We start from the raw sequence: 19,589 nt of genomic DNA on the forward strand, positions 1-19,589 counted from the left end.
GATATGATCATAACTTCACAACCAAACTTTTAAATATCAATAACTTAAGTATATCACCCCGATCTGTAGTTAAGATCTTATAATGTGTAAAAACTTTATTAACTATGATCTTAATAATCGATGATCGTATTAATATCACAAGGCAGGTGGCTATACCCAGCAGTCAGTAAACGCTAAGCTGGCAGGGTGAGAAGGTAAAGTACTTATCTGTTGTTCATCCTTTAATAGGTACCTTTCTCAAGCTATCCCTTTATACGAGGAGTTTATCATGCAAAAAGTTGCCGTTATTTTAAGTGGTTGTGGTGTGTTTGATGGCTCAGAAATTCATGAAGCCGTGTTATGTATGCTGCATTTAACAAAGCAAGGCGCCAGCTATCAGTGCTTTGCCCCCGATAAACCTCAAGGCCAAGTCATTAATCACTTAAATAGTGAGCCGGAGCAAAGCAGCCGCAATACATTAATTGAAGCCGCACGTATTGCACGAGGCGACATTAAACCACTGACTGAGCTCAATGCTGAAGACTTTGATGCCCTGCTGTTACCCGGCGGTTTTGGGGTAGCAAAAACATTAAGTGATTTTGCTACCCAAGGGGCAGATGCCACAGTAGATGAGCAAGTGCTGGCGGCCTGTAAAGCCTTTGCTAGTGCGCGCAAGCCCGCAGGGTATTGCTGTATTGCACCAGTATTGATCCCTCGTGTTTATCCCGCTGGGGTAAAAGGCACCATAGGCACAGAAGCGGATGTGGCAGCAGCATTTTCTGCCATGGGCGGTGAGCATATTGGCTGTGTGGTAACAGATGTAGTAGAAGATGCCCGTTATCAAGTCATTTCTACCCCAGCTTATATGTTGGCTGAAAACATTGCCGAAGCAGACATAGGTATCGGTAAGTTGGTAAAGCGCCTACTCGAAATGTAAAAACAGCGCCTAACTCAATAGAGAGTACCGATTTATTCGCAACGGAATCCACGGAACCCGCAGAAAAATTAAGATGAGATAAACTCGAAAAGTGACAAGATCATATTATAGTAAGACCTCTCTTTCTTCTGGCTTGGGGGTAGCTCTTACCATAAAAACCACTTTCAGATTTGCTCTCTATTTTTCTGCGTTTTTCTGCGGATTCCGTTGCAAAAATCTCTTTTTAAAGTGTTAGAACAAAAAAAAGGCCAGCAAAACGCTGGCCTAAAAACTCTGGAAGCAATGTGAGCAATGTCGCGCTTTCAAAATCTGTCTCCACTTACTACACAAAGAGTAAGATTGAGGAGCCTTCCATCAAAAGCAAGTTAACAGTAACTATTATCATTTGTATTTGCAAGTAAAGCTTCCCATCTTTATATTTTATTTCTCTTTAACCGTATTCCTCGCAACTGAACTACACTGGGTTAGGTAACAACAAAAGGGGAATAGTATGAATAAACACTGGTTATGGGGCCGCTATATTGCTACCCAGCATGCTACTTGCTGATGAAGCCGAAGACGCCCACGTAGCAGTTACGCTGTTTGATTATGTGGCGACCTTAATTCGCCAATTGCAGGCTGGCGAACTGGGTAAGCTATTTCCCGAACCATTAGCCGGCTGGAAAGCAAACTAAACTGTAAAGCAGATATACGTTCAACCAGGGTGCCTAAAATTAGCTTGCCTTTTCGATACTGTAGCTGACACAGTTAAGACGTTGGAGTTACCGCCGCTTGCTCTGTTAGTAGCTGTAAAAAAAGATCCTTCAATCGACTTTGACGGCCATGACTGCGGGTAATAGCGGCAATGCCTAATGGATGACTTTTTTGCTCTGGGAGTATCGTCTTTAAACGTCCTTGCTCGACCCAGCGACGGGCAAAGTTTTCCGGCAAAAAGCCAACATAGTGACCCGATAATATAAGGGCCGCCCTTGGCTCATAATGATAAGCACGGCCCGCACTCCTTAACCCTTGCACTTGAGCACTTGCCTCGGGGTTGGTGTAGATACCCGGGTGAATAAACTTAGCATCTGCCAGCTTTTTTTCTAATACATTAGAGTCTTGCTCGTTAAACAGCGGATGAGTGTCACTACAATATAAAAAACAACGCACCTGATAGAGTGGATGGTAGTCCAACCCATCTAAGTCCCTGTGGTAGTGAATAAACCCCACATCGGCATCTTCACTTAAAACCCGCCGTTCAATCTCACTCATTTGGGCGACATCGACACTTACATTTACTTCCGGTGCGACCTCTCCTAAGCGAGCAAAAACATCAACCATTGAAAATTCATTTTCCAGCCATAAATTATCGCTAGACACAATTTTAAGCTCACCGCTTAGTTGCTCATGCAGCTCGTTTACCGAGTAACGAAATTCTTCTAACTTAGTGAATAGGCGCTTCGCGGATTCATAAACCACAGCCCCATCATCGGTTAATGCAAAGCCAGATCGCCCACGCCGACACAGCTTAAGCTTAAGTCGGCTTTCTAGATTAGACATATGAATACTAATAGTAGAACGACTGATGTTTAGCTCGGTTTCTGCCGCCGAAAACCCCCCGCACTCCACCACCGTCTTAAACAATTTAAGCAGGCGAATTTCGTAATCACCTATCTGACCCAATACTAGCCTGTTTGCATGACTCATAGTTTTACAGCTCTCAATGTTAAAGTTTATATGTAGCTATTTATAAAACTTTCACTTGCAGGTTAACATGCCTGCAACCTGTGGCCAATGTGATGCCACATATTTTTTAACATTTAGGGTGGTCATAATGGGCATATCAAAGGTAAAGCAGCGTTTAGTTAAACAAGCCGGCTACATTAATGGTCAGTGGTGCCAAGCAAACAGTGCGAATACCATTACTGTGTATAACCCTGCAACCGGCGATGAGCTTGGTCAAGTGCCTGATATGGGCCCAGAAGAGACACAAGCCGCCATAGATGCAGCACATACAGCGCTGGCTAGCTGGCGTGAGGTAACACCTAAAGAGCGAGCGCGTTTATTACGTCGTTGGTTTGAGCTGGTGCTAGAACATCAAGAAGATTTAGCTCATTTAATGACGCTAGAGCAAGGCAAGCCGTTATTTGAGACCCGAGGTGAGGTGCTGTATGGCGCTTCTTATATTGAATGGTATGCCGAAGAAGGTAAGCGGGCCTACGGCAAAACGTTTGCCACGCCCTCTAATGATAAGCGCGCCTTAAGCATGTCGCAGCCAATAGGGGTAGTTGCGGCTATTACTCCTTGGAACTTCCCCAATGCAATGATCACCCGCAAAGTTGCGCCCGCATTAGCAGCAGGTTGTACCGTGGTGCTCAAGCCATCTGAAGAAACGCCTTACTCGGCGTTAGCGTTAATGGCGCTAGCCGAGCAAGCGGGTATTCCTGCCGGCGTGATTAATATGATTACCTCTCGCCAAGCCGCCGTGGTTGGCAAGGTATTAACCGACGACAGTCGAGTACGCAAATTGTCTTTTACCGGCTCTACGCGCGTTGGCAAATTATTATATAGCCAAAGTGCCGATACCGTTAAAAAGCTCAGCCTAGAGCTGGGCGGCAACGCGCCCTTTATTGTATTTGATGATGCCGACCTAGATGCCGCCGTGGCAGGCGCGGTTATTTCTAAGTTTCGTAACGCGGGACAAACCTGTGTCTGTGCCAACCGCATCTTAGTACAAGACGGTATTTACGATGCCTTTGTGTCGCGTTTTAAAGACGCAGTCGAGCAGCTAGTGGTTGGTAATGGCTTTGATGATGCGACCACCTTAGGGCCCGTTATTAACCAAGCGGCCATCGATAAAATTGCCGGCCTTGTGGATACCGCACAATCACAAGGGGCAAAGCTTATCACCGGCGGACACCGCCATCATGCAGGCGCCTTATTTTTTGCACCAACCATTCTGGCCAACGTCACCCAAGACATGGAGATTGCACAGCAAGAAATTTTTGGCCCAGTGGCACCGGTTATTCGCTTTAGCGATGACGCCGAGGCGATTGCCATGGCCAACGATACGCCCTACGGCTTAGCCGCTTATTTTTATACCGAAAAACACAGCCGCATTTGGAAGGTTGCCGAAGCACTCGAGTTTGGCATGGTGGGGATCAACGAATGCATTCTTTCTAATGAGATAGCACCCTTTGGGGGAGTCAAAGAATCAGGCCAAGGAAGGGAGGGATCTTCTTTGGGGTTAGACGATTACATGGAAACAAAATATCTCTGTATGGGCGGTATTCGCTAGCTAAACGCTAACGAAAAGCGCCCTGCGAGCCACCACTCAAGGTAAGCGTATTTTGGAGATAAATCGCAACCGATGAGTTATCAGCATAGTTAAATGGTAAGGAAACATAACAATGCCGCATGAATCGAATGAAGATCATAAAAAAGTACTTTCTAGACTGGATGTCTTGTTTCTCGCTTTTGGTGCCATGATTGGCTGGGGCTGGGTAGTACTGTCGGGCAACTGGATTATTGGGGCCGGCACCTTAGGCGCTATGTTGGCGTTTGTATTAGGGGGCGTGCTGGTTATTTTTGTTGGCCTCGCCTATGCCGAACTCGCCTCTGCTATGCCCACCACAGGAGGGGCACTAATCTATGTGCTAAGAGGGATTGGCTACAAAACAGGGTTTGTTGCCGCTTGGGCACTGGCTCTGGGCTATATCTCTGTGGTTTCTTTTGAAGCTGTGGCATTACCGACCGTGATTGAATACATATTTCCTGATTACAAAGTCGGCTTGATGTACTCAATTCAAGGCTACGACGTCTACGCCTCTTGGGTACTGGTGGGTATGCTGGGGTCAGTATTTATTACCGTTGTTAACTTGATGGGCGTTAAGTTTGCCGCCTTACTGCAAATGATACTGACAATTATTATTGGCATTATCGGCTTAATGTTAATCTTTGGCGCGGCGGTGAACGGCAGTGTGCACAATGCCGACCCCTTGCTCATTGGTGGTGTGGCTGGTGTGCTAACGGTGGCTATTATGACGCCCTTTATGTTTGTGGGCTTCGACGTGATTCCACAAACCGCCGAAGAAATGAAAATTCCTCCTCGCTCAATTGGCCGTATTCTTATCGTGTCGGTGGTGGCTGCGGTTATCTGGTATGTAGCAATTATCTTTGCCGTGGGCTTTGGTCTAGATCAAACCGCATTAGTCAGCTCAGTACTACCTACCGCCGATGCCATGAGTAATGTTTTTGGCCATACTGGCTTTGGCATAGTGCTTATTTTGGGTGGCGTGGCCGGTATTATTACCAGCTGGAACTCCTTTATTATTGGTGGCAGCCGCATTTTATGCGCCATGGCCGAGCGCAAGATGATCCCCGCTTGGTTTAGCCGTCGACACGCACGCTATCACACGCCAATAAATGCCATTTTATTCATTGGTACCTTGTCTACCTTGGCCCCTTTGCTAGGTCGCCCCATGCTGATTTGGCTAGTAGATGCCGGTGGTTTAGCCATAGTGCTCGCGTATGCCTTAGTGGCCGTGGCCTTCGTTAGATTACGTCGCAATGAGCCAAACATGGCGCGCCCCTTTAGAGCCGGACAATCCAGCTTTGTGGGTTGGGCTGCCGTCATCTTTAGTGTGTTGTTTATTGCACTGTATCTGCCGGGTATGCCAGCGGCACTCTTGTGGCCTTATGAGTGGCTTATCTTTGCCGGCTGGTGGGGTGTAGGTTGCTTGCTAATGTTACAAATGCGCTCGGCACGACGAGCCGTAGACCCAAAGCAGCTAGTCTCTACCGCCGTTAAAGAAGAAGAAGCACAATGCACCAACTCAGTACTAAACAAAAGCCTACGAGGCAGAACAGCATTGAAGCCATCATCAATGTAACAGTAGCACGCTGGAAAGGCCTATAGAGGTAAAGCCCTACCAGCAAACAAGATGGTGTCATCATTTGGCGAGCATTATGCTCGCCTTTTTTGTGTGTGAAATTCCTATTAAAAGACACACCACGACATAAGGTTGACGTCAGTCAAACTAAGAATTTAAACATTGTGATTTATCAAACATACCGTTTTATTCACACTATAGTGACAAATTCGTTACATCATCATTATTTTGAGATTCAGAGGGAGTGCCAACATGAGCGCAAACAAATTATCAGCACACTGGATGCCATTTACCGCCAATAAAAGCTTTAAAGAAAAGCCACGCATGCTAAGTGCCGCCAAAGGCATGTATTGGACGACGGACGACCAACGCCAAGTGTTGGATATGACGGCAGGCCTGTGGTGCTGTAACGCGGGGCACGCTCACCCTCATATTGCCGAAGCCATCGCCAAGCAAGCAAGAACGCTAGACTATGCGCCCAGCTTTGGTTTTGGCCATGAGTTGTCTTTTGAATTAGCCGACCGTTTAGCAAGCTTGGCGCCGGGTAATTTAAATAGGGTGTTTTACACCAACTCGGGCTCTGAGTCGGTAGATACCGCCCTTAAAATGGCATTGGCGTATCACTACGCTAAAGGTAACATCGGCAAGCAGATGTTTATTAGTCGAGAAAAAGGTTACCACGGCGTTAACTTTGGCGGTGTCTCGGTTGCAGGACTAACGAATAACCACAAAGCGTTTGGCCAGTGGCTGCCCAACGACCGACTAAACCATACCCAAGATTTAGCACTAAACTCCTTTGCTCATGGCTTGCCGCTACATGGTGGTGTAGAAAAAGCCAATGAGTTAGAAGATTTAATCCAGCGTCACGATACCAGTCGTATTGCCGCTGTTATTATCGAGCCCATTACCGGTGCCGGTGGCGTATTGCCGCCGCCAGTAGGCTACTTGAAGCGTATTCGCGAGATTTGCGATAAGCACGATATTTTGCTTATTTTTGACGAAGTGATTACAGGCTTTGGTCGTACCGGTGATGTGTTTGCCAGCCAAACCTTCGACGTCATCCCCGATATTATGACCACAGCGAAAGGCTTAACCAACGGCGCCGCACCTATGGGTGCCGTATTAGCAGGTGATCATATTTATGATGCGATTGCTAATAACAGTAGCGCTGGCGTCGAGTTTTTCCATGGTTATACCTATTCGGCGCACCCACTAGCGTGCGCAGCCGCCATGGCCACCCTTGATGTATATGAACAAGAAGACTTATATAAGCGCGGTGCGGCAAACGGTGAAATATCTAAGTACTTTGAGCAAGGCCTGCATAGCTTAAAAGGGCTGCCGGGGGTGATTGATATTCGTAACTACTCTTTTATTGCCGCAGTAGAGTTTGAGCCGTTAGCTGGCAAGCCAGGTGCCACCGGTAGTTTGGTACAAACCAGCTCGTGGGAGCAAGGTCTGATGCTACGCTCTTTGGGTGATGCTATAGCCATGTCACCACCACTGATTATGGAAAAAGAGCATGTCGATCAGACCATTGGCACTCTTGAGCGCAGCATTAAACAGCACTTTGGCTAAACGTATCTCGTAAAACGCATCAATCATATAAAGGACTGCTTAGGCAGTCCTTTTTTATCGTAAAAACGTAAAAGCTAAGACCTTTTTTGCAACGAAACCCACTAAATCCACGAAAAATAGAGATTAGATCTAAAAGTACTCTCAATGGTAAAAGAAAAATGTGGCATTTGTAAAAGTGACAGCCCGACAGACGAAGCCCACGGGCTAGTGTTGAGTTTGTAGTGCGCGCACTTGTTCGGCGGCGAAGCAGGAGGTTTTTAATAGTAAGGACAGCTCTTAGGATAGCGGTAAGCTTGGAGCAATCAGCGCTCAGATAAGCAAAAAACTAAACCGACTGAAGAGTTCAGGGATAAAAGCTCATAGTGTAAGCGTCCCCCTCTCATTCAAGCTAGGTGTGTGACTCTTAGCATTAATGGTCATTGTCGGATCTGATCACTACTTTTCCGTGGGTTCAGTGGATTCCGTTGCGAAAAGGCTTTGAGCAGTTAATTTTACAGAAGGATTTAAGGTACGAAACTGAGTTTTGTAGATGGCGGGGAAGGTTCCCCGCCATGGGCTGGGCCCGTTAGGCAGCCACAGATCCTTGCTCTACTTGCTGCTTCACCTTCTCCACAATGTAGCCGCCAATGGGAATGGCAGAGGTGGCCGCGGGTGAAGGCGCATTACAGACGTTAATAGTGCGCTGGGTGTTAACAAATAAAAAGTCATCCACCAAGTTACCGTCTTTCGATACCGCCTGAGCACGAATACCGGCCGGGTATGGCGTTAAATCATCAAGCTGTAAGCTAGGGCAATACTTACGTACCAAATCTAAGTAACCGCCTTTATTAAGGGAGTTTTTCATCTCAACTAAGCCGGGTTTTAGATTTTTCATTAGCACTTTTAAAATGCCTGGATAAGTAAACATCTCTAGTGTGTCGCGCAGCGAAATATCCCGCTTATTATAGCCTTCACGTTTAAACGCCAATACCGCATTGGGGCCAACGGTCACTGTACCATCAATCATACGAGTGAGGTGTACGCCCAAGAACGGCATATTGGGGTCGGGGATCGGGTAAATAAGATGATTCACAATTTGATTATGCTCAGGCTTAAGCAGGTAATATTCGCCTCTAAACGGGCAAATTTTAAACTCTGGCTCAATGCCTAGCATGCGTACTACTCGATCGGCCATCAGGCCTGAGCAAGAAATAAGATACTTACCCTGAATATCACCTTGGCGAGTTTCTAATACCACTTGCGTCGCTTCTTCTTTAAGCCCGATGACCTCGGCGTTATAACGAATTTCGCCGCCGAGTCGCTCAAACTCCTTACTCATGGCCTCTGTCACTTGCTGATAGTTAACAATACCGCTGGCCGGCACAAAAATCCCCCCCACGCCGGTAATGTTAGGCTCACGCTCTTTTAGTTGCTCGGCATTAAGCCAGTAACGCTCTAGGCCATTGGCCTCGCTACGATCCCAAAGCGCTTGCATGTGCGCCATTTCTTGCTCGTTGGTTGCCACTAGCAACTTGCCACATTCGTCGAAGGGAATATGATGCTCACGGCAGAATTCCTTAGTGGCAATATTACCTTCTAAGCAAAATTTGGCTTTTAGACTACCCGGAGTGTAATACACTCCCGCATGTATCACGCCGCTATTATGGCCCGTTTGGTGCTGAGCGGGGCCAGATTCTTTTTCTAGCAAGAGTATTGTGTGGTCGGGATAGGTTTTCTTTAGCTGCCACGCGGTGGACATGCCAACGATACCGCCGCCGATAATGATGAAATCAAACACAGTTGGACCACCTTCGTTAAAGAGGCAAATGCCGAGGACCAGCCCCGGCGAAAGAGTATGCCATTATGAGAGTTAAGAGTGTCGGCGCAGCCGTCATCTCACTAAAGCTTTATCCTTGATTAGGCTGTTTTAAGGTTTTTGCATGAGTAAAGTAGCCGCGTTGGCGCATTAACTCACGGCGTAAGCCATCATGAGCAGTAAACTTATCACGACCGTGCAACCAAAAATGGTTATTGATTAGCAAGAAAGAGCCCGGTGCTACCGGCACCGACAACCGCTGATTACTGGTTTCTATCGCCTCAGAAAGACTGGCTAGCCACACGCCTTCATCAAAGTCTTTTGGCTGCACAAATTGATCGATATAAGACATGATCGGCTGACCACTCACATCGGTATCAAACACCGCATGGTATACATCTTTTTGGGTGTTTTTACTTGGTGGTGCACCCCAACGCATCACGCGACGTGCCATAGGGTCGTTATAAAACTCGGCCAAATGCTCCCAATCATCTAAGTGCAGTAGCAAAGAGTTACCGCCTTCCATGTTCTGCTCATCTATTTTTAGCATCAGCACATAGTCGGTGTCTTGCTCAACGAAGGTACCATCGTTATGTAACTCCATTACGCGGTGAGCTTGGCGAAGGTAACTATCTGAATTATCGTCATTTTTAACTACAAAACGTGCATAGTATTGCCCACTCATGGCATCAAAATTAGAGCGACCAAATAAATGGGCTACGGCAGTGGTGAACTTCACCATGTCTTCTGCTTGTTCTACTTGATTTAACCCTTCTGGGGTAATTAACAAGCCCCCGGTATCGCGGTTTACCAAAGTCTTGATCAATAACGGCTGCAACGCCTGACCGCACAAATCATTCAGTAACTGCGCCACCTTAAAGCGCAAGAAAGACTTGTACTCCAGTGCTTGAACCGGCCATTCGGCGGTAGCATCTAAAAAGGCTTTTACTGTTTGTTCGTCAAAGCGAAGCTCTAACAAACGTCGAGAATGAGTAGACGGCGCTAAGGTAAAGCCTTGGTATTTATGGTGAGTAAAGTCGGCAGTGGCAACGTTAGACATGATAGCTTCCTTGTTCTTTCTAGTGTGTGGGTCGAACAACTAAAAAATCGTTGTAAATTGATAATGTCGACATTATTGATTTATGTCAATCTTATGTGGCAATTTTATGATCTAGATTACAATTTCGTTATAATCGAATAACAGCATGATTTAGGGATCCGCGAACAATGACCAACCAGCCACGAGAAAACCTCGCTCGAGCAGCTTATCAGCAGCTAAAACAAGACATTATTCAGAGCCACTTTCGCCCTCACGAAAAACTACTGATGAGCACGCTAAAAACACGCTATGGCTTAGGCGTGAGTCCGTTAAGGGAAGCATTATCGCAGTTGGTATCTGAGCGCTTGGTCACCACAGAAAGTCAGCGAGGCTTTCGCGTTAGCAGCATGTCGATTGCCGAACTCAAAGATATTTATGACGCAAGAGCGCAATTAGAAGGGTTAATCGTGGAGCTGGCCATGGCGCGGGGCGATGACTTATGGGAGGCAGGAGTGGTCGCGGCGCATCATGCGCTGAGTAAGGTGAATCATATTGAAACCGTGGAAGACCAGCTAACACAGTGGGATCTGCGTCATCAAGCTTTTCACCAAGCGGTGGCTAACGGCTGCCAGTCACCGCAACTGCTGGTGGTGCGCCAAACCCTTATGGATCAGGCGGCTCGTTATCGCTACTTGTGGCTTAAACAAACCGTATTTAGCCAGCAGGCATTAAAAGAAAAGCAGCAAGAGCACTTAGTGTTGTTTAATGCCTTATTGGCGCGAGACAGTGGCGCAAACCGCATGATGCGTGAGCACCTAATGGGCCCTGTGCCTATTATTAGCCAAGTATTAGGCGAACAAGGTGTTCGCTAATGGCTGGTTTGTACCTGCACGCCCTGCTCACCCACAAACTTACTGGTTAGGTATTTAAGCAGCAAGCCATACGCAGGCACAAATAAAGCAAGACTAAATATTAGCTTAACACCGTAGTCGACCATGGCAATTTCTACCCAGTGCTCAGCCATAAAGGCGTCGGGCGAGCGGTAAAACGCCAGCCCAAAAAAGACTAAGGTATCGACTAAGTTGCCAAATATTGTCGAACAAGTCGGGGCAATCCACCAAGCTTTAATTTGGCGTAGGCGATTAAACACAGATACATCCATGATCTGTCCCAACACATAGGCCATAAAACTGGCCAGTGCGATGCGCGCCACAAACAAGTTAAACTCAGATAATGCCGCCAGACCTTGGTATTTTGCTTCAAAAAATAATACCGATAACACATAGGAGCTGGCGAGTGCTGGCAGCATCACTAATAAAATGATACGTCTCGCCATGGGCGCGCCAAAGATACGCACCGTAAGATCGGTAGCCAAGTAAATAAATGGAAAGCTTAGCGCCCCCCAAGTGGTATGAAAACCAAATAGCGTGAAGGGTAGCTGCACCAGATAGTTACTGGCGGCAATAATAGCAACGTGGAATAAAGACAGCCTAAATAAGGCGGTATTGTACTGCTGAGGTGAAATAACCATGTTTTACCTTTTTTAATATGGGGTTAGGGAACCCATTCCGGAAACGGCACTCAGTATAACGAGCCGCACGGCATTAACAACTGCTTTAGTTTTAACCTGAACCGGAATGTATGCGCGGCTATACTACCCTTTCATCACGCACTTGTCTTTATTTGAAAGTAAATTCCATAGTCGTAAACCAAATACGTTCAACCCCAGCCCTAACATCACTAGCCCAGCGCCAGCCCATTGCATCAACGTCAATTGTTCATCAAGCAACCACACCGCTGAACTTAATCCCACCACTGGCACCAAGAGTGAGAAAGGTGCCACCATGCTAGTGGGATAGCGTTGTAATAAACGGCTCCAAAGCCCGTATCCCAGTAACGTTGCGACAAAAGCTAAATACACCAAAGAAAACAAAGTATTGCTGCCAACATGGCGCAAGGCCTCTATTATTTGTGTCGGCCCCTCTAGCCACAGTGATAAAGCTAGAAAAGGTAAAGGCGGCACCAAGTTTCCCCATATAATAAGACCAATAAGGTTCACTCGGCCTATTTTTTTGGTCACTATATTACCCAATGCCCACATCGCCGAGGCTGCCAGCGTTAACCCTAATCCCAGCATAGTCATGGTACCGTCACCGCCGTAACCTATGGTTGCCAAGCCACCTGCTGCCACCATTAAGCCCGCCAAATGCACAGGCTTAATCTGTTCGCCTAAGAATAATGCCGCGAACAACAGGCTAAAAAATGCTTGGGATTGCAGTACCAGAGACGCCAGTCCAGCAGGCATACCATTGGCCATGGCGTAAAACAGCAAGGCAAACTGGCCTAAAGAGATGGTACCACCATAGGCGATTAACCAGCGCCAAGGAATAGCAGGCCGCTTAACAAATAGCACGGCAGGAAATGCCACTAAAGTAAAACGCAGGGCTCCCAGCAGCATAGGCGGTACTTCATCTAGACCCACAAGGATCACTACAAAGTTCATACCCCATACGCCGATTACCACCAAGGCCAATAATATGTCTTTAGGTGCCATCATCAGGCTTCCTGTTTGCTTCTCGAGAAACACAGCGGTACTGCGTATAGCGTACCGCTTTCATCTTTCACTGACTGCTGACGGCTGACGGCTGATCGCTTCCATTTGTCGATTCCACTGTTGAGTAAGCCAATCAGCAACATCTTGGTCTATGGTACTGACTGGCTGTAACCAGGCGCAGTCGGCATAATGTTGAAAGCACAAGAACAACTGACAGCCTTCAAAACACAATAACCATTGGTGATAATCCGCCCCTTGTTCACGCTCAATTACCTCTAATTCTAACTCTCTTATTAACCCTTCTGCCCATGGTGCAAAATGAGTAAAGGTGAGTGGCTGCGTTGTAGTCAATATAGTCTTGGTCATAAGTATTGCATCACTTATTGTTAAATGGGAAGCGCTGAGTATAAGCCTAGGAGCTACAAGAAATTTCTAAGTCGCTGGCCCAGTCGGGAGCCGGCATGGCGTAGGCATTAAATTCGGGCTGCTCATCAAAAGGATTCGCCAGCAATCTTAATAAGGTATCCGCTTCAGCCATGTCGCCCTGCTCTGCTTGATCTATCGCCTGCTGCGCCAAATGATTACGCAAAATATACTTAGGGTTAACGGCATTCATTTGTGCTGCTTTATCGGCTTGCGTACGGTTTTCTTGTGCTAATCGCGCCTGATAACGCACAAACCACGGTTGCCACGCTTCCACATCATTGACCAGCGTTAATAACTCAGTCGGTATCGCAGCCGAGGGAGTCAATTCGGCCAAACGACGGAACCAGCAGGTGTAATCCACTTGTTGCGCCTTCATTAACGCAAACATATCGCGAAATAACGCCGGATCCTCATCTTGCCACTGCAATAAACCCAATTTTTGGCGCATGCCCTCAGAATATGCCGTCATTAACCGCTGCTCGTAGCCACCCAGCGCTTGCTGCAACGCATCCATTTCAATGACCCCAGACAAAGCTTGTGCCAAACGCTGCAAGTTCCAATAGCCCACTGCGGGTTGTTGATCGTAAGCATAGCGTCCGGTGTGGTCAGAATGATTACAAATATGATCAGGGTTATAAGCATCTAAAAAGCCGTAGGGGCCATAATCAAGCGTAAGCCCCAGCATCGACATATTATCGGTATTCAGCACCCCATGACAAAAGCCCACCAGCTGCCACTGGGCAATTAAGGTGGCCGTTTTTTCAACAACGCGTGCAAACAAGCTGGCATAGCCTGTCGCATCTTTTGTTAAATCTGGCCATTGGGTATCAATTAAATAATTCAGTAAGGTAGGAATACATTCAGGCTGACCACTGTAATAAAAGAACTCAAAGTGACCAAACCGTAAGTGGCTATGCGCCGCTCGCAGCAAACCCGCACCCGATTCAACCTGCTCACGATATACCGGCTCTTGGCTCCCCACTAACGCTAACGCTCGCGTGGTCGCAATGCCCAAATGATGCATGGCTTCTGATGCCAAATACTCGCGTAATGAGGAGCGCAATACGGCTCGACCATCACCGAAGCGTGAATAAGGGGTTTTACCCGCACCTTTTAAGTGTAAATCCCAACGCTGATTATCAGGGGCAATCACCTCAGCCAATAACATGGCACGGCCGTCACCTAGCTGTGGGCTAAAACCACCAAATTGATGGCCCGCATACACTTGAGCAAACGGTTGCATACCCGTCACTAGCTGCAGGCCCGCAGTCATGTCTCGCCACTGCGCCTCAGACAAGGCCATGCCTAACTCATCGGCTAAATCTCGATTTAATAACAGTAACCTAGGCGAGCGCAACGGCGCTGGGGTAACTAAGGTGCCCGCCCAATCAAACTGGGCGTATTGGTTATCCATGCGCATGTTTCTGTCCTCTTAAGGTTAAACTTTGTTTAATGTTACTTTTAACTTCTTTTATACTGCCGCACATTGCATAACGAAGGCGAATAAAGCAATACAAAGCCATCAGCCAACATCATGCAAAAGCCATGTAATGAGAAAAATAATAACGGAGTTGTCATGAAAACACGAATTGCTGCCATTGCAGCCTTAGCCCTACTTAGCGCCCCTGCTTTTGCTGATGGTAACCCAGACGCCGGTAAGGCAAAGTCTGCCGTATGTGCTGCTTGCCATGGCCCAGAGGGGATATCTTCTATGGATATTTATCCTAACTTAGCCGGTCAAAAGGAAGGTTATTTGGTGAGCCAATTACAGCACTTTCGTGACGGCGAGCGCAACAACGCCATTATGGCCCCCATGGCAAAGCCCTTATCAGACGATGACATTGCCGACCTGGCTGCCTATTACGCCAGCCTTTAAGATCCGCTGCAAGCCGTCAGCGGTAAGCGTTCAGCTAACAGAAGAACAACACAGTGCCGAATGCCGATGCTATGAAGACAACACCGACCAACAGGTTCGGCGCTTTCCTTAAGCTCGGCGCTCGGCATTGAATTTATTGTTTGTCTGACAGCTGAAAGCTTAAAGCTGACGGCTTTTTTATCAGTCTTGCTGGCGCAATAGCGTAATAAAAGCGCTGCCGTAACGGGCCAGCTTAGTGGCGCCAATGCCATTAATTCTTAGCAGTTCGGCTTCAGTTTTAGGGCGATAACGTGCCAGCTCAGTTAGTGTTGCATCACTAAACACCACATAAGGCGGCACGTCTGCTTCATCGGCCAGTTGTTTGCGTAACTGGCGCAGTTCTTGAAATAGCGCTTTGTCTTCGGGGCGGGATAATGCCGCCTCCCCTTTGTCTTTTTGTTTTACTCGTACTACCAGTCGCGGCTCAGCCAGTTCTAATGAGACTTGGCCTCGTAGTACGGGTCTGGCGGCTTCGGTGAGTTGTAACACCATATTGCGGGTAATATTTTGGCTCAGTAAGCCTGAGTGAATAAGCTGGCGGATCACACTCACCCAATGCTCTTGGCTGTTATCTTTACCAATACCATAGGTTGAGAGCTTATCGTGACCGTATTCGCGAATACGTTGCGTATCAGCCCCACGCAGCACTTCAACCACATAAATAACACCAAAGTTTTGCCCTACTCGATACACACATGAGAGGGCTTTTTGTGCATCTTGAGTGCCGTCGTAACGGGTAGGAGGATCTAGGCAAATATCACAGTTACCACAAGGCTCGCGCTGATATTCGCCAAAGTAATTAAGCAATACCTGACGCCGGCAGGTTAACGACTCAGCAAAGGCGGCCATCACATTTAATTTATATAGCTCAACCTGCACTTGCTGCGCATTTTCGCTCTTTTCTAATAAACGACGTACCCGGCCAACATCGCCAGGATCATATAAAAGTAGCGCTTCTGCGGGCAGACCATCGCGGCCGCCGCGGCCGGTTTCTTGATAATAAGACTCGATATTTTTCGGAATATCAAAATGCACCACATAGCGCACATTAGGCTTATCAATCCCCATACCAAAGGCCACTGTGGCCACCACTATATCGAGGTCGTCACGAATAAAGCGCTCTTGCACCGATTGACGAACCTCAAGCGGCAAGCCCGCATGATAGCTGGCGGCTTTGTGGCCACGAGCGATTAAGCGCTCGGCCATCTCTTCAACGCGTTTGCGGCTCGAGCAATAGACAATGCCGCACAGGCCTTGCTGTTCAGACACATAACGCAGTAGTTGATCGGCGCCTTTAAATTTTTCCACCAAGGTATAGCGAATATTAGGGCGGTCGAAGCTGGCGATATGAATCAGCGGGTCGGTGAGATTTAACCGATTCAGCATATCTTGCTGCGTGGCTTCATCGGCGGTGGCGGTCAGCGCCATCACCGGAATATGGGGAAACCACTGTTTTAAGCGACCCAACAAGGCATATTCAGGGCGAAAGTCATGGCCCCACTGCGAGATACAATGCGCTTCGTCTATGGCAAATAAGCCCAGTTCCAGCTCGCCGAGGCGCTCCATAAACTCATGCTGTAATAAGCGCTCTGGCGACACATACACCAACTTCACTTCACCACGGCGCATAGCGGTAAAATGGCGATGCATGACTTCGCGACTCAGCGAGCTATTAATATACACAGCCGCCACACCGTTCGCCACCAAGGTATCTACCTGATCTTTCATTAAAGAAATCAGCGGCGATACCACTATGGTCAGGCCTGGGCGCAGTAGGGCAGGAATTTGATAACAGATGGACTTACCACCACCTGTTGGCTTAATAACGAGTGCATCGCGCCCAGCAATGGCGGAGTCGATGATCTCTTGCTGGCCATCACGAAAGCTCTGATAGCCAAACACCTGCTGCAACACCGCCAACGGCGTGTCGGGGATGGGAGCGGGATCAGCGTGTTCGATTAAAGAGGTCATGTCAGCCTGCAAGATAAAAGCGGGTAAGTATTGTAAAGCAGGGGGGGCAAACAATGAAGCTCACCGCGCCCATCGCTTATAAGCTTAGCCTGTATCGCATTTTGTTTTGCACAACTTAAGCTAGTCAATATAGGCCAATGCTCGTCACCTTCGCGCTGATCTGGTGCTCTACAGCTGGGATGGCATTAAATAGCGCAAAAAAGCAGTGGTATGCCAAACGCCTTAAACTCTACCTTTAATAAAAAAGCACCGAGTTTCAGGCTTGGTGCTTTTTCGCTTGGTGTTAATTTTTCTTATATCTGACCGCTGAGAGCTTACCGCTTTCTTACAAAGCCTCTAATCGCGCGTAAGCGGTGACCAGCCATTTGCTGCCGCTGCCCTCAAAGTTAACTTGCACGCGGCTATGATTGCCGGCGCCCTCAAAGTTTAACACTATGCCTTCACCAAATTTGGGATGGGTGACGCGCTGACCTAGCTTAAAGCCGGTTTCATTAAAGGTGTCTTGTACCCGATCTTGGCTAAAGCGGCCATTGGGCATGGCACGGCTCACCGTGGCCTTAAGGCGCACTTCATCTAAGCAATCATTGGGCAGCTCTTTTATAAAGCGGCTGGGGCGATGAAACATTTCTTTGCCGTATAAACGACGCGTTTCGGCGTGGCTAATATAGAGTTTGCTCATGGCACGGGTAATGCCCACATAAGCCAAGCGGCGCTCTTCTTCTAGGCGCTGACTTTCTTCTGCCGACTGTTGGCTAGGGAACATGCCCTCTTCTACCCCCACCATAAACACCAGCGGAAACTCTAGGCCCTTGGCCGAGTGCAAGGTCATCAATTGCACCGCATCGGTAAATTTATCGGCCTGACCTTCACCGGCCTCCAGTGCTGCATGAGATAAAAACGCGGACAGCAGCGACATATCGTCATCTTCTGCAGGCGTAAACTGGCGCGTGGCACTGACTAGCTCTTCTAAATTTTCTACTCGAGCTTGAGCTTTTTCGCCACGTTCAGCTTGATACATGGCTTTTAACCCTGAGGTTTCAATCACCCGATCAGTTTGCACATGCAAAGGGAGCTCTCGAGTATCATCTTCGAGTTGATTAATGAGTGCTAAAAAGCGGCTTACCGCAGAAGCTGCACGGCCGGCCAGTATTTTTTCTTCTACTAGTCGCCACGCTGCTTGCCACAGGGTTAGCTCGCGCTCTTTGGCCGCATCGCGTATTAAGCCCAAGGTACGCTCACCTATGCCTCGGGTAGGAGTATTAACCACTCGCTCAAAGGCGGCTTCGTCATCACGATTATTCATCAGTCGTAAATAGGCCAGCGCATCTTTAATTTCTTGGCGCTCAAAAAAGCGCAAGCCGCCGTAAATTCGATAAGGCAACTGCGCCTGAATCAAAGATTCTTCTAATACTCGTGATTGGGCGTTATTACGATACAAAATGGCCGCTTCGCTTAACGCATTGCCTTGGTTATGCCATTGCTTAATGCGCTCAACAACAAAACGAGATTCATCCACTTCGTTAAAGGCGGCATATACAGAGATGGGCTCACCGGCTTCATCTTGAGTCCACAACTCTTTGCCCATGCGCTCGGCATTATTGGCAATTAAAGTATTGGCAGCTTTTAAAATGGTGCTGGTCGAGCGATAGTTTTGCTCGAGGCGGATGGTTTCTGAACCCGGAAAGTCTTGTAAAAAGCGGGCGATATTTTCAACTTTAGCGCCGCGCCAGCCGTAAATAGACTGATCATCATCGCCCACTATCATCACTCTGGCCTGAGTGCCCGCCAGCATCTGTAACCACGCATATTGAATGCTGTTGGTATCTTGAAACTCATCCACCAAAATATGGCGAAAACGGTCTTGATAGTGCGCCAAAATATGCGGTTTATGAAGCCATAACTCATGGGCGCGCAATAACAGCTCGGCAAAATCTACAAGACCCGCACGGTCGCAAGTATCTTGATATACCTGATAAATACGCTGATAAGTTTGCTGTACGGGATCGTGCAATATTTGAATATCTTTAGGCCTTAGACCTTCATCTTTGCGGGCATTAATAAAACCGGAGGCTTGGCGCACCGGCCACTGCTTTTCATCCAAATTCATGCCTTTTAGAATACGACGCAGCAAGCGCTTTTGATCGTCTGAGTCAAGAATTTGAAAGTCTTGGGGCAGCTTGGCATCTAAATGATGAGCGCGTAATAAACGATGAGCTAAGCCGTGAAAGGTACCCAACCATAAGCCAAATAAGCGCCCGCCCAGTAACTCTTCTACCCGGCCACGCATTTCTGATGAAGCTTTATTGGTAAAGGTTACTGCCAAAATCGCCGAGGCAGGTACTTGCTCGACTCGCATTAACCAGGCGATACGATGTACCAGCACCCGGGTTTTGCCACTGCCGGCACCGGCCAGCACCAACATATTTTGTGCTGGGGCGGCCACCGCTTCCCGTTGCTCGTCGTTCATGCCGTCAAGCAGGCTGGATACATCCATTACAACTCCTGAGTTTATTTACAGTATTAAGTG

The 19,589-nt window shown here is 47.7% G+C and carries 16 protein-coding genes; 7 read left to right on the plus strand and 9 right to left on the minus strand.

All coding sequences use genetic code 11. The annotated features are described in order from the left end of the window. Positions 1-268: 268 nt before the first annotated feature. Together elbB and J3U76_RS13000 are read left to right on the plus strand one after the other, a co-directional pair. Positions 269-916 (plus strand): isoprenoid biosynthesis glyoxalase ElbB, encoded by a 648-nt coding sequence (gene elbB, locus J3U76_RS12995; RefSeq protein ID WP_208006405.1) that lies wholly within the window; start codon positions 269-271, stop codon positions 914-916. A 521-nt stretch (positions 917-1,437) separates the two neighbouring features. After that, positions 1,438-1,590 (plus strand): hypothetical protein, encoded by a 153-nt coding sequence (locus tag J3U76_RS13000; protein WP_208006406.1) that lies wholly within the window; start codon positions 1,438-1,440, stop codon positions 1,588-1,590. 73 nt (positions 1,591-1,663) lie between these two features. Here J3U76_RS13000 and J3U76_RS13005 read toward each other — a convergent pair whose 3' ends face one another. Further along, positions 1,664-2,602 (minus strand): LysR family transcriptional regulator, encoded by a 939-nt coding sequence (locus J3U76_RS13005; RefSeq protein WP_208006407.1) that lies wholly within the window; start codon positions 2,600-2,602, stop codon positions 1,664-1,666. A gap of 127 nt (positions 2,603-2,729) precedes the next feature. Between J3U76_RS13005 and J3U76_RS13010 the strand changes: the two genes are divergently transcribed. The 3 genes from J3U76_RS13010 to aptA all read left to right on the plus strand — a co-directional run bounded on the left by J3U76_RS13010 (position 2,730) and on the right by aptA (position 7,362). Continuing rightward, entirely contained in the window at positions 2,730-4,193 is a 1,464-nt protein-coding gene (locus tag J3U76_RS13010; RefSeq protein ID WP_208006408.1) for an NAD-dependent succinate-semialdehyde dehydrogenase, read from the plus strand. A gap of 112 nt (positions 4,194-4,305) precedes the next feature. After that, positions 4,306-5,787: an APC family permease gene (locus tag J3U76_RS13015; protein WP_208006409.1), complete on the plus strand. Its 1,482-nt coding sequence runs from the start codon at positions 4,306-4,308 to the stop codon at positions 5,785-5,787. 252 nt (positions 5,788-6,039) lie between these two features. Beyond that, complete coding sequence (gene aptA, locus J3U76_RS13020) at positions 6,040-7,362, plus strand: omega-aminotransferase AptA (protein ID WP_208006410.1); 1,323 nt, start codon at positions 6,040-6,042, stop codon at positions 7,360-7,362. 565 nt (positions 7,363-7,927) lie between these two features. Here the strand turns inward: aptA and lhgO are convergent. Together lhgO and glaH are read right to left on the minus strand one after the other, a co-directional pair. Continuing rightward, positions 7,928-9,139 carry an L-2-hydroxyglutarate oxidase gene (lhgO, locus tag J3U76_RS13025; protein WP_208006411.1) on the minus strand — a complete coding sequence of 404 codons (1,212 nt, stop codon included), beginning with the start codon at positions 9,137-9,139 and terminating at the stop codon, positions 7,928-7,930. Between the two features lie 109 nt (positions 9,140-9,248). Then, a complete protein-coding gene (gene glaH, locus J3U76_RS13030; RefSeq protein ID WP_208006412.1) occupies positions 9,249-10,217 on the minus strand; it encodes a glutarate dioxygenase GlaH in 969 nt (322 codons plus the stop codon). 167 nt (positions 10,218-10,384) lie between these two features. On the opposite strand from glaH, the gene csiR reads away from it, so the two are divergent. Then, positions 10,385-11,068, plus strand: coding sequence for a DNA-binding transcriptional regulator CsiR (gene csiR / locus J3U76_RS13035; RefSeq protein WP_208006413.1), 684 nt, complete (start codon positions 10,385-10,387; stop codon positions 11,066-11,068). Here the strand turns inward: csiR and J3U76_RS13040 are convergent. From J3U76_RS13040 to J3U76_RS13055, 4 genes are all read right to left on the minus strand, one after another. Further along, positions 11,065-11,727, minus strand: coding sequence for a 7-cyano-7-deazaguanine/7-aminomethyl-7-deazaguanine transporter (locus J3U76_RS13040; protein ID WP_208006414.1), 663 nt, complete (start codon positions 11,725-11,727; stop codon positions 11,065-11,067). The genes csiR and J3U76_RS13040 overlap by 4 nt on opposite strands. Positions 11,728-11,850: 123 nt before the next feature. After that, complete coding sequence (locus J3U76_RS13045; RefSeq protein ID WP_208006450.1) at positions 11,851-12,750, minus strand: EamA family transporter; 900 nt, start codon at positions 12,748-12,750, stop codon at positions 11,851-11,853. 60 nt (positions 12,751-12,810) lie between these two features. Beyond that, a complete protein-coding gene (locus J3U76_RS13050) occupies positions 12,811-13,116 on the minus strand; it encodes a DUF3630 family protein (protein ID WP_208006415.1) in 306 nt (101 codons plus the stop codon). Between the two features lie 46 nt (positions 13,117-13,162). Beyond that, positions 13,163-14,596, minus strand: a complete 1,434-nt coding sequence (locus J3U76_RS13055) for a protein adenylyltransferase SelO (RefSeq protein ID WP_208006416.1) — start codon at positions 14,594-14,596, stop codon at positions 13,163-13,165. A 156-nt stretch (positions 14,597-14,752) separates the two neighbouring features. On the opposite strand from J3U76_RS13055, the gene J3U76_RS13060 reads away from it, so the two are divergent. Then, the gene (locus J3U76_RS13060) at positions 14,753-15,052 is read left to right on the plus strand and encodes a c-type cytochrome (RefSeq protein ID WP_208006417.1); all 300 of its coding nucleotides are present in this window, start codon (positions 14,753-14,755) and stop codon (positions 15,050-15,052) included. A 180-nt stretch (positions 15,053-15,232) separates the two neighbouring features. Here the strand turns inward: J3U76_RS13060 and recQ are convergent, their stop codons facing one another. Together recQ and uvrD are read right to left on the minus strand one after the other, a co-directional pair. Continuing rightward, positions 15,233-17,062: a DNA helicase RecQ gene (gene recQ / locus J3U76_RS13065; protein ID WP_208006418.1), complete on the minus strand. Its 1,830-nt coding sequence runs from the start codon at positions 17,060-17,062 to the stop codon at positions 15,233-15,235. Positions 17,063-17,387: 325 nt separating this feature from the next. Next, entirely contained in the window at positions 17,388-19,556 is a 2,169-nt protein-coding gene (gene uvrD, locus J3U76_RS13070) for a DNA helicase II (RefSeq protein WP_208006419.1), read from the minus strand. Between the last annotated feature and the right edge of the window lie 33 nt (positions 19,557-19,589).

The sequence above is a fragment of the Oceanisphaera pacifica genome, from assembly GCF_017498065.1.
Lineage (GTDB): Bacteria > Pseudomonadota > Gammaproteobacteria > Enterobacterales > Aeromonadaceae > Oceanimonas > Oceanimonas pacifica.

Bases quoted from the DNA above. Each gene is read 5' to 3' on its own strand.
- elbB (WP_208006405.1), top strand. From the start codon at position 269: ATGCAAAAAGTTGCCGTTATTTTAAGTGGTTGTGGTGTGTTTGATGGC.
- J3U76_RS13005 (WP_208006407.1), bottom strand. From the start codon at position 2,602: ATGAGTCATGCAAACAGGCTAGTATTGGGTCAGATAGGTGATTACGAA.
- J3U76_RS13010 (WP_208006408.1), top strand. From the start codon at position 2,730: ATGGGCATATCAAAGGTAAAGCAGCGTTTAGTTAAACAAGCCGGCTAC.
- J3U76_RS13015 (WP_208006409.1), top strand. From the start codon at position 4,306: ATGCCGCATGAATCGAATGAAGATCATAAAAAAGTACTTTCTAGACTG.
- aptA (WP_208006410.1), top strand. From the start codon at position 6,040: ATGAGCGCAAACAAATTATCAGCACACTGGATGCCATTTACCGCCAAT.
- glaH (WP_208006412.1), bottom strand. From the start codon at position 10,217: ATGTCTAACGTTGCCACTGCCGACTTTACTCACCATAAATACCAAGGC.
- csiR (WP_208006413.1), top strand. From the start codon at position 10,385: ATGACCAACCAGCCACGAGAAAACCTCGCTCGAGCAGCTTATCAGCAG.
- J3U76_RS13040 (WP_208006414.1), bottom strand. From the start codon at position 11,727: ATGGTTATTTCACCTCAGCAGTACAATACCGCCTTATTTAGGCTGTCT.
- J3U76_RS13045 (WP_208006450.1), bottom strand. From the start codon at position 12,750: ATGGCACCTAAAGACATATTATTGGCCTTGGTGGTAATCGGCGTATGG.
- J3U76_RS13050 (WP_208006415.1), bottom strand. From the start codon at position 13,116: ATGACCAAGACTATATTGACTACAACGCAGCCACTCACCTTTACTCAT.
- J3U76_RS13055 (WP_208006416.1), bottom strand. From the start codon at position 14,596: ATGCGCATGGATAACCAATACGCCCAGTTTGATTGGGCGGGCACCTTA.
- J3U76_RS13060 (WP_208006417.1), top strand. From the start codon at position 14,753: ATGAAAACACGAATTGCTGCCATTGCAGCCTTAGCCCTACTTAGCGCC.
- recQ (WP_208006418.1), bottom strand. From the start codon at position 17,062: ATGACCTCTTTAATCGAACACGCTGATCCCGCTCCCATCCCCGACACG.
- uvrD (WP_208006419.1), bottom strand. From the start codon at position 19,556: ATGGATGTATCCAGCCTGCTTGACGGCATGAACGACGAGCAACGGGAA.